The organism is Desulfosporosinus lacus DSM 15449, assembly GCF_900129935.1.
Taxonomy (GTDB): Bacteria; Bacillota; Desulfitobacteriia; order Desulfitobacteriales; family Desulfitobacteriaceae; genus Desulfosporosinus; species Desulfosporosinus lacus.
The window spans coordinates 451832-466444 of the sequence record NZ_FQXJ01000004.1 but is presented as its reverse complement, the minus strand read 5'-3'; the positions used below and the strand labels follow the sequence as shown (position 1 = coordinate 466444).

The 14613-nt window shown below is 41.4% G+C and carries 14 protein-coding genes and 1 other annotated feature (1 of these 15 running past the window's edge); of the genes, 13 read left to right on the top strand and 1 reads right to left on the bottom strand.

Annotated elements, in window-relative coordinates; translation table 11 throughout:
• Window positions 1-8: 8 nt before the first annotated feature.
• A complete protein-coding gene (locus BUB11_RS06610; RefSeq protein ID WP_200797873.1) occupies window positions 9-269 on the bottom strand; it encodes a type II toxin-antitoxin system RelE family toxin in 261 nt (86 codons plus the stop codon).
• Window positions 270-780: 511 nt separating this feature from the next.
• Between BUB11_RS06610 and BUB11_RS28700 the strand changes: the two genes are divergently transcribed.
• The 13 genes from BUB11_RS28700 (at window position 781) to rsfS (ending at window position 14567) form a co-directional block, all read left to right on the top strand.
• Complete coding sequence (locus BUB11_RS28700; protein ID WP_073028897.1) at window positions 781-960, top strand: aspartyl-phosphate phosphatase Spo0E family protein; 180 nt, start codon at window positions 781-783, stop codon at window positions 958-960.
• 247 nt (window positions 961-1207) lie between these two features.
• Window positions 1208-2509: an L-cysteine desulfidase family protein gene (locus BUB11_RS06600; RefSeq protein ID WP_073028730.1), complete on the top strand. Its 1302-nt coding sequence runs from the start codon at window positions 1208-1210 to the stop codon at window positions 2507-2509.
• 141 nt (window positions 2510-2650) lie between these two features.
• Window positions 2651-3139: a hypothetical protein gene (locus BUB11_RS06595; RefSeq protein ID WP_073028728.1), complete on the top strand. Its 489-nt coding sequence runs from the start codon at window positions 2651-2653 to the stop codon at window positions 3137-3139.
• A gap of 210 nt (window positions 3140-3349) precedes the next feature.
• Window positions 3350-5296 (top strand): ABC-F family ATP-binding cassette domain-containing protein, encoded by a 1947-nt coding sequence (locus BUB11_RS06590; protein ID WP_073028726.1) that lies wholly within the window; start codon window positions 3350-3352, stop codon window positions 5294-5296.
• Window positions 5297-5377: 81 nt separating this feature from the next.
• Window positions 5378-5533: a hypothetical protein gene (locus BUB11_RS27745; RefSeq protein WP_200797872.1), complete on the top strand. Its 156-nt coding sequence runs from the start codon at window positions 5378-5380 to the stop codon at window positions 5531-5533.
• A gap of 106 nt (window positions 5534-5639) precedes the next feature.
• Complete coding sequence (locus BUB11_RS06585; protein ID WP_073028724.1) at window positions 5640-7196, top strand: ABC-F family ATP-binding cassette domain-containing protein; 1557 nt, start codon at window positions 5640-5642, stop codon at window positions 7194-7196.
• 370 nt (window positions 7197-7566) lie between these two features.
• Complete coding sequence (locus tag BUB11_RS26550; protein ID WP_084110187.1) at window positions 7567-9078, top strand: DNRLRE domain-containing protein; 1512 nt, start codon at window positions 7567-7569, stop codon at window positions 9076-9078.
• Between the two features lie 573 nt (window positions 9079-9651).
• The gene (locus BUB11_RS06575) at window positions 9652-11322 is read left to right on the top strand and encodes an ATP-binding protein (protein WP_073028723.1); all 1671 of its coding nucleotides are present in this window, start codon (window positions 9652-9654) and stop codon (window positions 11320-11322) included.
• Window positions 11323-11364: 42 nt separating this feature from the next.
• Window positions 11365-12258 carry a diguanylate cyclase gene (locus BUB11_RS06570; RefSeq protein WP_073028721.1) on the top strand — a complete coding sequence of 298 codons (894 nt, stop codon included), beginning with the start codon at window positions 11365-11367 and terminating at the stop codon, window positions 12256-12258.
• 229 nt (window positions 12259-12487) lie between these two features.
• A complete protein-coding gene (gene nadD, locus BUB11_RS06565) occupies window positions 12488-13117 on the top strand; it encodes a nicotinate-nucleotide adenylyltransferase (protein ID WP_073028719.1) in 630 nt (209 codons plus the stop codon).
• A gap of 142 nt (window positions 13118-13259) precedes the next feature.
• Window positions 13260-13511, top strand: coding sequence for an RNA recognition motif domain-containing protein (locus BUB11_RS06560; RefSeq protein WP_073028718.1), 252 nt, complete (start codon window positions 13260-13262; stop codon window positions 13509-13511).
• A 125-nt stretch (window positions 13512-13636) separates the two neighbouring features.
• Window positions 13637-14236, top strand: a complete 600-nt coding sequence (gene yqeK / locus BUB11_RS06555; protein WP_143187559.1) for a bis(5'-nucleosyl)-tetraphosphatase (symmetrical) YqeK — start codon at window positions 13637-13639, stop codon at window positions 14234-14236.
• Window positions 14208-14567, top strand: coding sequence for a ribosome silencing factor (gene rsfS / locus BUB11_RS06550; protein WP_073028716.1), 360 nt, complete (start codon window positions 14208-14210; stop codon window positions 14565-14567). Before yqeK ends, rsfS begins: the two co-directional genes overlap by 29 nt.
• 26 nt (window positions 14568-14593) lie before the next feature.
• Window positions 14594-14613, top strand: a binding site (T-box leader) (it continues 178 nt past the right edge of the window).

The following is a 14613-nucleotide window of genomic DNA, read 5'->3' as shown; positions in this document are numbered from 1 at the left end:
CTTCTCCTTTACTTGTAAATGTCCCCTCGTGATCCGATATCCTTAATTATTAAAATTTCTTCGTCATTAATATTAGTATACTCATATAATACCCGATATTTTCCTATTCGTAAACGAAGAACAGGAGGATTTATGCCCTGCATCTGCTTAATATCGCCCTTTGGTGGTACTTTAAGCAGTCCTTCTATTCCTGATTTGATTCTCTGCTTTACAGATTTATCAAAACTATTGATAGCTTTAACTGCAACTCTGGAATATACAACTTGCAAGCCCGTATCTCCCTTCATTTATAATCATTATACAATGCGATTACAATTTATGCCATCACTCCTTTCTTTTGTCTTTGAGAAATCAGAGAATGCCCCCACGTTCTTTTCTCAAGATGTGAGGCTTTAAATAGTAATGACGGTAGTGCCAAAAGTGCCGCTAGTTTTTTAACTTCAGGCCAATTTCATCCAGATATTGTGAGCCTTAAGTTGACAAATTTTTCAGAAAAGTATAATTATTCTTGTTATGTTTTTTATTAAAATAGATGCAAATAATGATAATTATCGCGTTGATGCCTAATAAGGGGTAGCCAAAGGAGACGTGTTACTCATAATAAATGAGTAAAAGATGGCTGGAATTATTAAATGTTTTTTTAAAATGAATATTTTTTGGCAGTAATCATATTTTTTCCATTTTCCGACAAAAGATTATCTTATACATCGTTGATGTTCTCAAGAAAATATATTAGAATAGCGGAGGATTCGATATTTTTTGAAACGAGGTTTTTGGATTGTGAAACAGATAATAGATGAGCAAATTGAAGAATTAAGATTAAAGATGCATGAAATTGCTTCAGATAAAAACCTGACGGATCATAGAGTTGTCAGTATAAGTTGCAAATTAGATGTATTAATTAACGAATTTTATTCCAGTCGTAAACTTGATCTAAGCTCAAAGTATCAGAGATCTTAGGGTTGCGTGAATCAAAATTCAAATGATCCCAGTCGGTTGAAGTCTGAATTTGAGGCTGTTTTTAGTTTCTGAATTATCAGTTAACTAAGAGCTAGCTTTTTTTATTTACTGGCTTATCATAATTATCATCTAAAAGACAACGCAAAGAATTAAAATAGGTTATAATCAAATGATTAAGACAACTTAGAAATGAATTTTTACAATTGATCAATGAGATAGCTTCGTTAAAAACAGGGGGAATTGCAACATGGAATACAAGAAGTTTTTAGAACGTTTAGAAAAGGAACTTGTCGTAACACTCGGATGTACTGAACCAATGGCGATTGCCTTTGCAGCTGCTCTAGCTAAAAAGCATGTCAAAGGAGATATAATTACTTCGGTGAGAGTTTTAGCCAGCCCTAATGTGCTCAAGAATGCAATGGCTGTGGCAATTCCCGGTGCCCAGGGCTGTGGAGTTGATCTTGCCGCAGCGTTAGGGGTAATTGCAGGAGATTTTTCTAAAGGGCTTGAAGTATTAGAAGGACTGACTCCTCGGGATGTAGAAAACGCGAAGACTATGATCGAGCAGGGGAAGGTTACGGTGGGATTAGCAGATACTTTGAAAAAGCTCTATGTTGAGGTGATCCTTAAGACCCCACAATCATACGCGCGAGTGGTTGTCGCAGACGAACATACTCAGGTTGTACTTGTTGAATTGGACGGGAATTTATTGATAAACAGGTTGAGTGCGGATGAATCTGGTGCAAGTGGGACCGGTGACAGTGGGAGAAGCGAGGATTCGTTTATCACGATAGACTCCATATGGGAGTTTGTTCAGCGGGCGCAAATTAGTGATCTGACAATTATTAAGAAGGCCATTGAACTCAATACGAATGTTGGGTTAGAGGGGTTATCGAATGCCTATGGTTTAGAGGTAGGAAAAACGATTAAAAATAGTGTCGGTAAAGGAATGCTTTCCGATGATTTAATAACTCATGCTATGGCTCTGACAGCCGGGGCCTCGGATGCCAGGATGTCCGGATGTACTATGCCGGTAATGAGTAATTCCGGAAGCGGAAATCAAGGGATTTCAGCGACTTTGCCTGTTGTAGCTGCAGGAGAGAAATTGCAGGTATCGAGGGAACAACTGATTCGTGCTGTAACGTTAAGTAATCTGATCGCCATTTACATTAAGTTAAAGATTGGACGACTTTCTGCTTTATGTGGTGCAACCGCGTCCGGGACCGGTGCAAGCTGCGGTATCGCCTATTTGCTTGGAGGAGGAAAAGCAGAAATAAAGTCGGCTATCCAGAATATGCAGGGCAATACGACGGGAATGTTCTGTGATGGAGCTAAGGCTGGGTGTGCTTTGAAGTTATCGACCTGTACGAGTGCTGCTGTTCAGTCTGCGATCATGGCTGTGGAGGGTAAAACTATTCAAGCCACGGATGGCATTATTGAAAGAACGGCTGAACAAACCATCGAGAACCTTGGACGGCTGGCTAATGATGCCAGCTATGAGGTGGACCGAATTATTCTGGATATTATGGTGCAAAAGAAAGTCGGCTAAGCTTCGTTGGAGATTATCATTTCAGATAGTCTTGTTAGTTTGAGGCAATTAGAATAAAAATTAGAAATCGATGGACAAACCGCTGTTGGACTTGTAAAATAGTGACAAATAGAGAGAGTTGAGATTCTAGGGGGGAGAGACGTGGATCAAGAAACTCGGGAGATGTTCGGAAAAGTTCTTGGTGTCCTTGAGGTTATACAGACAGACGTAAGTAGTTTGAAGAGTGACGTAAGTATACTAAAGACTGACGTAAGTATGCTAAAGACTGACGTAAGTATGCTAAAGAGTGACGTAAATACATTAAAGACAGACGTAAGTGATTTAAGGACAGACGTAAGTACATTAAAGACAGACGTAAGTGATTTAAGGACAGACGTAAGTATATTAAAGACAGACGTAAGTAATTTAAAGACAGACATGGATGTCATGCGTTCTCGTCAAGATGAGATGTATCTTATGCTGAAAGGGTCTGAAGAAACTCGTCAACGTATAAAGTCCCTGGAAGAAAAGAGCACCATTGCCGCAATTGAGAGGGAAAAATTGAAAGTCGAGTCATCGAAAATTGTTGGAGCTTTACGTCGCAGTGCCCATGAGATTTTAAAGGGATTAGCCGATGAAGAGGTTTCTTAGCAGGATTCTAGTTATATAAAAGTCCCATAACTGTGCCAAATTGATGCTCAGTTATGGGACTTTTATTTCGAAAGTCCATGTTCAAGTCTTGGCTAGAGGGACACTCGGCCATCCTTGGCCAGCGTGGTAAGTTGCTTTATTCGGCATCGTTTAAGGAACTGTGATATAATAAGGTGTTGTACAGCTTTTGCTAAGGAGAAGAGGGCCGGCATGAATGTCTTAACTGCTGAGAATTTGACGAAAAGTTATGGTGAAAAGGTTCTATTTACGGATATTTCCTTCGGGATTGACGAGGGGGAAAAAATAGGGATTATTGGAGTCAATGGGACGGGTAAGTCTACATTGCTTAAAATATTGGCAGGTAACGAGTGGCCAGATCAGGGCAAGGTTACCACGGGAAATAGTGTCCGCTTAGAGTACCTCCCCCAAAATCCGGAATTCGAAGACTCCGCGACGGTGTTGCAGCAGGTTTTCAAAGGAAATTCCCCGGTTATGAAATTGTTGCGAGAGTATGAATTAGCCTTAGAAAAGCTAAATGAGTATTCCGATGATCCGAAGTTGCAACAAAGATTAATTGATTTAGGCCAGCAGATGGATGAGTTGGATGCTTGGCAACTTGAAAATGAGGCTAAGACCATCCTGAATAAGCTGGGGATTTCAAGGTTTGATACTTTAGTGGGAACTCTTTCGGGTGGGCAGAGAAAACGAGTTGCATTAGCAAGTGCTCTCATTAACCCTACAGATATCCTGATGCTGGATGAGCCAACAAACCACATTGACAATGATACCGTAGATTGGCTGGAACAGTATCTTAATAAACGCAAAGGTGCCCTGGTTATGATCACCCACGATCGGTATTTTCTTGATCGTGTGGTGGGGCGAGTATTAGAATTAGACCAGGGTAAACTGTATCCTTATCCCGGTAACTATAGTCGCTTTTTAGAGTTAAAAGCGGAGCGGGAGGAGCAGGTTGAAGTGACTGAGAGAAAACGCCAAAATCTCTTTCGCAATGAACTTGCTTGGATGCGAAGAGGCGCTAAAGCCCGAACCACGAAGCAAAAGGCCAGGATTGAGCGTTTTGAAAAGTTGCAGGCTGATAAACCTGTGGAGTATGGGGATCGGATTGAAATGCCCACAGGGGCGTCACGTTTAGGTAAGAAGATCCTTGAATGCAATGAAGTGCGAAAAGAGTTTGCCAACCGGGGTGTGGTCATCAAAGATTTCAGCTATATTCTCTTGAGAGATGACCGGATAGGCATTATTGGTCCCAATGGGAGCGGCAAGTCAACATTGCTAAACTTGATTGTAGGCAACCTGACACCGGATAGCGGCAGTATAGAACTGGGCTCGACAGTCAATGTGGGATATTTTTCTCAGGAAAATACCTATATGGATCCGGAGCGTCGAGTGATTGATGAGATTAAAGCCATTGCGGAAGTGATTCCCACGGCAGATGGCGGTTTTATAACCGCCTCTCAAATGCTGGAGCGCTTTTTATTTCCACCGGCTGTTCAGTGGACACAGATCGGTAAACTCTCCGGTGGGGAAAAACGAAGGTTGTATCTTTTGCGGATCTTAATGGGAGCGCCAAATGTGCTCTTGTTGGATGAGCCGACCAATGATTTAGATATTCAAACTCTTACTATCTTGGAAAGCTATCTGGATGATTTCCCGGGAGCGGTAATTGCGGTTTCTCATGACCGGTATTTTCTGGATCGGGTTACAGATAAGATTTTTGCCTTTGAAGGCGACGGGAAAATCCGGTCCTATGCCGGAAATTACTCGGACTATCGTGAGCAGGTGTACGCTGCAGAGCAAGAAGCAGAACAGGCTGTCAAATTAGCTTCGTTGGCAAAAACATTCCGAGGCATGGATGCTGATTTAGATAAGGCAGGGTCAGAGAAGAAAAAAGAGCGTCCGCTGAAAATGAGCTATAAAGAGCAACAAGAGTATGCCCAGATTGATGCTCAGATTGCCCAAGCGGAAGAAGAATTACAAAAAATCAATCAAGACATGAATGATTCCGGCAGTGATTTTGGAAAGCTAACAGAGTTAGTCAAACTTCAGAAAACCCTTGAACAGAAGCTGGATGATTTGCTGGAACGTTGGACGTATTTGACGGAGTTGGCAGAAAAAATAGAACAAAACAAGGGATAAAATGAGGCGCATGCACGAGGCCCTATGTACAGGGCAGATTTGATTCAGCGATTTACCTTAAAATAATTGGAGGATAAAAATATGGATGAGAAAACCTTAGATCTGATGAAAAAGTTAGTGGAAGAAAAGAAACTGAAGAGTTCCCAACAAGGCGGCCCAATGAAAGCGACTCAAAAAATTGGGGAGAAGAGGAAGGGCATCAAACGACGCAAAGTCGGTGGAATGTTTGACAAGTAACCTGGTTTAGCCGCTTTAGGTTCCAGGGAAGATTTAGGCTTGGTGGAAGTTTATTAAGAATTAGATAATAAATATAGTTACAATTAAGGGAGAGAAGTTAAGTCAAATGAGCGTATTAAGTGTTGAAAATGTCAGCCATGGATTTGGTGGACGTAAAATATTTGAAGATGTTAGTTTTCGCTTATTAAAGGGTGAGCACGTTGGCTTAGTGGGAGCCAACGGAGAAGGGAAATCAACCTTTCTGGATATTATTACGGGCAAGCTTATGCCAGACAAGGGTAAAGTGGAATGGTCGAATCGGGTAACCGTCGGCTATTTAGATCAGCATACGGTTTTGACTAAAGGGAAGACCATCCGGGACGTGCTCAAAGAGGCATTTCAAGGGATGTATGACCTGGAAGCAGAAACCTTGGAAATGTATGATCGAATGGGCAATGTTTCTGAAAGCGAAATGAATAAGCTCCTGGATGAGGTAGGAGAGATTCAGAGCATTTTAGAACACAACGGTTTTTATATGATTGATACGAAGATTGAAGAGATTGCGAATGGACTGGGTCTTGGAGAAATTGGTCTCGAAAAAGATGTCGCAGATTTGAGCGGGGGCCAGAGGACAAAGGTTTTATTGACCAAATTGTTGCTTCAAAATCCCAGCATTTTAATTTTGGATGAGCCAACTAACTTTTTAGATGTTGAGCATATTGAGTGGCTCAAACGTTATCTTAATCAGTATGAAAATGCCTTTATCCTCGTGTCTCACGATGTGCCGTTTATGAATAGCGTTATTAATGTCATCTATCACGTGGAAAATGCCTTATTGACACGCTATACCGGAAACTACGAGCAGTTTATGGCACTCTTAGAAACTCGAAAGATCCAGGAAATTAAAGCCTATGATAAGCAGCAAAAAGAGGTAGATCGACTCGAGGACTTTATTGCCCGCAATAAAGCACGGATTTCAACAACCGGGCGGGCCAAAAGCCGGCAGAAACAGCTGGAAAAAATGGATCTGATTGAGCGGCCAAGGGAGAGAATTCAACCAAAGTTTAGATTTAAGGAAGCTCGATCACCGGGAAAGATGATTTTTGAGGCTAGGGGTATTGTACTGGGCTATGATGAGCCTTTGACTCGGCCTTTGGATTTGGCACTGGAACGCGGGCAGAAGGTTGCAATCCGCGGGGTTAACGGATTGGGAAAATCTACCTTACTAAAGACTTTACTGGGGTATATTCAACCTGTATCCGGTGAAGTTGAGCTGGGAGACTATCTTTACCCGGGTTATTTCGAGCAAGAATCCAGTCGCAAAAATTCTAAGACCGCCTTGGAAGAAGTTTGGGGTGAATTCCCCGGACTTACCAATTCCGAAGTGCGCGGGGCCTTGGCCAGGTGCGGTTTGACCAGCGAACACATCTCCAGTAAGATGATGGTCTTGAGCGGGGGAGAGAACGCTAAAGTTCGGTTGTGTAAGCTGATGCTGAAAGACGTGAACTGGTTGGTCCTTGACGAGCCTACCAATCATTTGGATGTGGATGCTAAGGCTGAGCTCAAGAAAGCAATTATGGAATATAAAGGGACAGTCATCGTCGTTTCTCACGAACTGGAGTTTTACGAAGACTGGGTGACGGATGTCTGGAATCTGGAAGAGTGGACCACTAAAATCGTGTAAGGAGAAGCACACGATTAGGACTTGAAACGAGTGGTTGCGTCCTGGGTGGCAGTTCGGATAGGATAACTGATCGGACTTGATTGAGCGGACGGACAGAATAAGAACACGGGTGCAGGAAGAACAATCTTCCTGCACCCGTGTTCTTATTTCAAACATATTTCCCAGTGTACTGGTATGTCTGCCTGATGTGGGCTCTGCTTCATTGCAGAGAACAGTGTCTCAAAGTTGCAAATTGTCTCATACGCTGAAGAGCGAGAAACTGAACAGGCTGTTAAATGGCTTGGGAAAAATTTTAGCTCGACAAGCTCAAAGTGACATCCATGGTAAAAATGGAATATTATAGGAAAAATAGAATTAAGGTGGTAAGTAAATGGCAACTATAGATGTTTTCCCTACAGATAGCGTTTATATATCCCAATTTTATCAAAGTACTAATTTTGGAACTGTTAATCAATTGTTTACAGGGCAATATCTTATAACTACGCCAAATCGTTGTAAACCGGATGCCTATAGAACGTTATTAAAGTTTAACGTTAATTTACTTTGTACAGATACAATATGCAGTGCTACACTTTTTCTCTTTGTAAATAGAAAAGATAAATCTGATACAGAGCTTTCTCCGCAAATTGTAACAATATATGAAAATGAAAGTGACTTTAATCAATTAACCGTAACTTGGGATACAGCGCCAAATATTCTTATTTCTCCTTATTCTTTTAATGTTACCGACAGTAACTTAGGATCTTATATCGGAGTTGATATTAAGGATTTAGTTCAAAGTTGGGCTAATTCTTGTCATCCGAATTATGGCATCACACTTATCGGAATTGAAAATAAAGAAGATACAATCATTGGATACGCAAGTACTGGAAGTGCCAATCCGCCTTTTTTGCTCATAAACTATAGTCCGTGTCCATGTGTATGTACAGGAGTAACAGGAGCAGCGGGGGCAACAGGAGCAACGGGGGCAACAGGAGAAGTTGGAGCGACCGGGGCGACCGGAACGCCTGGAGGAACAACAGGAGATACGGGGGCGACAGGAGCCACGGGAGCAACAGGAGCGACAGGAGCCACAGGAGTCACGGGAGCCACGGGAGCGACAGGAGCCACAGGGGCAACAGGGGCAACCGGAACGCCAGGAGGAGTAACAGGAGATACAGGAGCGACAGGAGCCACAGGAACCACAGGAACCACAGGAGCCACAGGAGCCACAGGAGCCACAGGAGATACAGGAGCAGCAGGAGCAACGGGAGCAACAGGAGCCACAGGGGCAGCAGGAGAAGCAGGAGCGACAGGAGCGACAGGAGTAGCAGGAGCAACGGGAGCAACAGGAGCAACAGGAGCCACAGGAGCCACAGGGGCAGCAGGAGAAGCAGGAGCAACAGGAGCAACAGGAGCAACGGGAGCAACAGGAGCCACAGGAGCTACAGGGGCAGCAGGAATAACAGGTGCAACGGGAACAACAGGAGCAGGACTGGAAGAGTTTGCTTATATCTATAATTTAGGCCTTCAAGTCGTTCCTTTGGAAGCAGATATATTGTTCAGTGATAACGGGGTAATTGTAGGCAGTATAACCCATGCCCCGGGAACAGCTCCAATTATCATTGGTACAGCCGGCACCTACTCTATATGGTTTAATGTTGCAGCCGTTGAACCAAACCAGTTTACCCTCTTCCAAAATAACGTTCCCGTCGCTGGTGCTACCTATGGCTCAGGGGCGGGCACTCAACCAAACCCAGGCATGGTAATTATTACAGCTGGTGCAGGCGATGTTCTAACCTTGCGCAACCATACCAGTGCGGCGGCGGCTACCCTGCAGACTCTGGCAGGCGGGACTGTGAGCAATGCAGATGCATCTATCTTGATTCAAAAAATAAGTTAGTTTAGAAATAACAGTTCGAGTCTTTTAGGAAGCGGTCTATCCAAAAGGATCATAAAATGATATTCACGTACCAGGAAGCATCTATCTGCAAACCAATAAGAATCTTCTCTAAGGTAAAACGCAGGTCAGGGTTGAAGATACCTTAACTTGCGTTTTACCCATATAATGTTTAAACTTCTTACCTAAATGCAAGGAAGCAATAGCTGATAATAGATTTTTCCTACGCACTAACTGTAAACCAGGTGTATTCACATCCTTTCCATTATAAATAGTTTATTGATTGTATATTGACTGTATACCAATCTCATTCCACGGTCGGCCGAATTACAGATAAGAGTTTTGCCTTTAAAAGGGGGACGAGAAAATTCGGTCGTAGCAGGAAGTTGCCAAACTGTCCTTATGCAAATGTGCGCTGCAGAACGAGAAACTTAAAAAGCGACAAATAATGACATGAGATTGAGTTTTACAACAATAACACGTATAATATTATAAAAATTATATTTTTGGAAAAATCTTGTTTTAATTGATTATAATAAAAAATTAAAATTATCACAATCATTAGGGGGAGACTGAGTGATATCAAATAGGCTTACGATCAGGCAAAAACTATACTTAGGTTTTGGCATTTCCATAGTTCTTATGTTGATGGTTCTTGGCTACACATATATGAATTTTACTAAAGTGTCTAAGGTTGTTGCGACAAACCTTTCCAATTATCAGGCATTGCGAGAATCTGATGCGATTTTAAGATGTATTTTCAATATTGATGCAGGGGGAAGGGGGTATATCATCACCGGGGACGAAAAATTTCTGGAACCCTATAATACAGGGAGGTCGGATTTTCAATTCCATTATGATGGACTTAAACGGCTGGTTTCTGGGAATGAGACACAATTGATAATGCTGGAAGATCTCAGCAAAGCATATCGACTATGGTTGGGGTTTCAAATGGATATCCTCGCCCAAAAGCGAATGGAAATACTTTCATCGGACAATAATACTCGGGTTCAACTTCAGAGCTCCTTTCTGGAGGGACCCCCTGATTTCATACCCGGATTGCCTCCGAATGGACCTGAAAAGGCAGAAGATCTTTTTCACTCAGATAAAGGGAAGGAATTAAGAGATAATTTAAGTGCCATTCTTGATGATATTAATAATGAAGGGAAGAAATTATTAGGAGAAAAAAGCGAGAACTTGATAACGACACAATTTAATACCTATCTATCAATCCTCATCGGAGGACTGATCATAACAATCTCGGCAATTTTAGTCTCGATTTTCACTTCATTATCGATAACTAATCCAATTAAAATGTTGATTGCCGCTACGGAGAACATCACAAAACATAATTATCAAACACCCATACAATTGACAACCGACAAAGATTTAGCCGTGTTAATTAAGAATTTTAATCTGATGCTGATTGCGATCCAAACAAGAGAAGATGAATTATGTGTTAAGAATGAAGCTATACAAGTACAAATGAACGAAGCTAACGAGGCAAATAAGTCAAAAAGCCAGTTTTTAGCGAATGTGTCTCATGAATTAAGAACTCCACTTAACTCAATTATTGGTTTCACCACCCGTGTTATTAAGAAATCCGGAGATATCCTCCCGGCTACCCAGCTCGAGAACTTAAAAATTGTTAAAGAAGAAGCCTATCATCTATTAGACTTAATCAGTAATCTTTTAGATTATTCTAAGATGGAAGCCGGGAAAATGAACATCCAAACTGAAACCTTTAGTTTAAATGATGCAATTGTAGAAGTAAATGATATGACAAAAACATTAGTCGAATCTAAAAACTTAGAATATGAATGTGAAATCTTATCAAGTGAAAATAATATGATAATGAAAAGTGATAGGCTTAAGATAAAACAGATTCTGATTAATCTCATAAGCAATGCCATAAAGTATTCCGAAAAAGGAACAATAAAAATTCAAGTTGAGAGGATTTCGAATGATTATTGTATAAAAGTAAAAGACCAAGGGATTGGGATTGCCGCTGAAAATCTCCAAAATATCTTTGATGAGTTCAGACAAGTGGACGGTTCTTACACCCGTAAAGTTGGAGGAACGGGGCTTGGACTATCCATAACTAAAAGTTTTGTTGAACTTCTTGGGGGTAGAATTGAGGTTACAAGTTCACTGGGAATGGGAAGTTGTTTTACTGTTTATCTGCCTATAGATGTATCGAGTGAAAATGTTGACCTTGAGAATTCTCAAGAAAATCAAGATAAGTAAATAACAACGGATTCGAAAAAAATTGGATCGGAGTCATGTAATTTGAATGGAAGAAAAGTATTGGTCGTCGATGATCATAAGCTGAATGTAAAGTTGTTAACGGATATTTTAGAAGATGAAAATTTTATCGTGTACTCAACGGATAATGGGTTAAGTGTTCTTGAAATGACACTGAAACTTCTACCGGACGTCATTCTGCTGGATATTATGATGCCTGGGTTGGATGGTTTTGAGGTTTGTAAGTTGTTAAAGGAAAATGATGAAGTGAATGACATTCCTGTTATTATGGTGACTGCAAAAGCAGAAGGAATCGATGTAAAAAAGGCTCTGGAGTATGGTGCCTTTGACTATATAAAAAAGCCTATAGATGAAATAGAAGTCATTGCCAGAATTCAATCAGCACTGCGGTTTAAAGAAAGTCAGGACCTATTAAAGGAACTGGCAATGAAAGATAGGTTAACGGGTTTATATAATCATGCATTACTCGTTGATTTGTTTGAGAAGGAACTTGCTAAACAACAAAGAAAAGATGGTGACATAGCATTTGTCATGATCGATGTCGATCACTTCAAAAGAATTAATGACACATATGGACATACCTCAGGAAATATCGTTTTGAAAGAACTCGCCAACATTTTAAAGAATTCAGTGCGCAAAGGAGATATCGTAAGCAGATATGGCGGAGAAGAATTTAGCCTTGTTTTACCTGAAATCGATAAACAAGGTACATGGCAGATGTGTGAAAGAATTCGGGAAAAGATTGAAGGGCTAAGCTTTAATATAGATGGTAAAGAAAATATTCATTTAACCGTGAGCATGGGTATTTTTCATAAAAATTCAAAGGATTATCTGACGGGAAGCGAAATTATTCAAAAGAGTGATGAAAAGCTGTATCAAGCTAAAGCGAAGGGCCGGAACAGGGTGGAAATCAATTAGGAAGAGTGGTAATCTCTTGTTGCAATATGGAACATTTTTTGGGCTTTGTAAATAAGTGCCCAGGCAGTCGCTGAATAGAGTAACCTCGTTCTTGGTATACACAGCCGATATACTATGGCATAATACATATGAGAGAGATTGTACTCTGCTAGCGAACTTTACATAAATAATAAGCTATCAATAAATTAAGCGCCGAAGTTGAGCAGCTTTAGACCATGGAGAAAGACTAATGAATAATCCAAAAGAAAAAGTGAATAGACTGGGAATTATGGGTGGGACTTTTGACCCGATTCATTATGGGCATCTGGTTGCTGCGGAAATGGCACGCGCTGAGTTTAAGTTGAGCAAAGTGTTATTTATACCGACGGGGACGCCTCCACATAAAGACAGAAAAGACATCTCAGCAGCAGAAATGCGCTATGAGATGGTGAAACTAGCTATTCATGATAACCCGGCCTTTGATATTTCACGGGTGGAAATTGAGAGGGAGGGGCCGTCCTACACGGTTGAAACCTTGCGTGTTTTACGCCGTGACTGGCCGGACCATGAGCTTTATTTTATTACAGGATCAGATGCTTTGTTAGAGATCTTTTCTTGGCGTGAGGCGGAAGAAATCTTTAGGTTAGTTCAATATATTGGCGCAGCGCGCCCAGGGTTTGATGCCAGTGATTTTTTTCTGAAGGTTCAACAGGAACATCCTGAGACTCAGGGTAAAATTCATTACCTGGAGGTTCCCGCCTTAGCGATTTCTTCGACGGATATTAGAGCGAGGGTCCGGCGTGGAGAGCCCATTCGTTACCTTTTGCCTGAGACTGTGCGTCTTTATCTTGAACAGCATAGACTTTATTCAGGTTCATGATGTGAATTAATTTATGCAACAAAAACACTATAAACTGCTTTATTTAGGTAATTAATGATTGTTTTTATTTCGCATACTCTGTCGGGATTTGATCATACTAAAAACGATCAATGATTAATACAAGATTGAGGTGACAGTTATCATGCCAACAACACTTTATGTCGGAAATCTTCCGTGGAATACGACAGCTGAAGAGCTTGGTCAATTCTTTAGTGAATATGGTCAAGTTGAAAGCAGTCGGATTATTACCGATCGTGAAACTGGCCGGTCCCGAGGATTTGGGTTTATCGAGGTTGAGGAAGCGGATGCAGCACGTATGGCGGAAGAGCTAAATGGCAAAGATTTTGGTGGAAGACCATTAACGGTCAACGAAGCTAAACCAAAACAAATGTAACCCTGCGACTGTATGGGAGACCTCTGCTTGTGGGGGTCTCCCATTTAATATTTTGCATCGTAAGCGTTTAGTTGATAAAATAGATTATTAAAGAGAATGTGTAGATAAAAGAGGAGCGGGGATATGTGATATTGCAGGTTGAAGTGCTAAGGGATCTGGCGGCCCGTGTTCTTTCAGAGGAGCGATTCAGGCATACCTTAGGTGTGGCAGATTGGGCAGAGCAACTGGCTGGTCATCATGGGTTGGATCCTGTCAGGGCTCGTTGTGCAGGGTTAGTGCATGATTTAGCAAAAGAAGTTTCTTTGAATAATCAACTTAGGTACGCGCGACGGTGGGATTTGCTGCATTATCCTGAGGATGAGAAGAGTCCCTATGTTTTGCACGGGCCGGTGGCTGCTTATTGGTTGGAACATTATTATGGGTTAGATGATGCAGAAGTTTTAGCGGCTGTTGAGAATCATACTTTAGGAAGACCGGGAATGGGACCATTGGAGATGCTCATTTACAGTGCTGATCTAACGGAACGTGATCGTGATTTTCCAAAAGTGGACATTTTGCGTCAATCCTTGTATGATAATTTAGAAAAGGGTACGTTGGCCTGTGTTGAACACACTTTAATATATCTGAGAGAAAGCAAACGCCCCATTCATCCATTAACTCAATTGACGTTTGATGATTTACAAAGGAGGTTAAATATTGGAACTGGATCAAAAAATACTCGATAAGGTTGTCGATTTTGTTGAAGACAAAAAAGGTGGGGACATTACCCTTCTGAGTTTAAAGGGGATTTCCATGGTTACGGATTATTGCTTGATTGTGACTGGAAATACCGCCACTCAGGTTAAAGCCATTACTGACCATTTGGAAGAAAAGTTGCCGGAGATAGGAATACCGGTTGTTCATCTTGAAGGATTGCCAACGGCCAACTGGGTCTTGATGGATTGTGGCGGTGATTTAGTGATTCATGTTATGACTCCGGATCAACGGGAGTTTTATCAGCTTGAACGTCTGTGGAAAGATGCGGAAGTCATGTCAGTGAGTCCCGTCGAGCATTAATTCTAATGAGCATATATTTTAAACACGTAAATGCTGGGATAGGGAG

Excerpts from the sequence above, each read along its gene's own strand:
- BUB11_RS06600 (WP_073028730.1), top strand. The coding sequence starts at position 1,208 with ATGGAATACAAGAAGTTTTTAGAACGTTTAGAAAAGGAACTTGTCGTA.
- nadD (WP_073028719.1), top strand. The coding sequence starts at position 12,488 with ATGAATAATCCAAAAGAAAAAGTGAATAGACTGGGAATTATGGGTGGG.
- BUB11_RS06560 (WP_073028718.1), top strand. The coding sequence starts at position 13,260 with ATGCCAACAACACTTTATGTCGGAAATCTTCCGTGGAATACGACAGCT.
- BUB11_RS26550 (WP_084110187.1), top strand. The coding sequence starts at position 7,567 with ATGGCAACTATAGATGTTTTCCCTACAGATAGCGTTTATATATCCCAA.
- BUB11_RS06585 (WP_073028724.1), top strand. The coding sequence starts at position 5,640 with ATGAGCGTATTAAGTGTTGAAAATGTCAGCCATGGATTTGGTGGACGT.
- BUB11_RS06590 (WP_073028726.1), top strand. The coding sequence starts at position 3,350 with ATGAATGTCTTAACTGCTGAGAATTTGACGAAAAGTTATGGTGAAAAG.
- BUB11_RS27745 (WP_200797872.1), top strand. The coding sequence starts at position 5,378 with ATGGATGAGAAAACCTTAGATCTGATGAAAAAGTTAGTGGAAGAAAAG.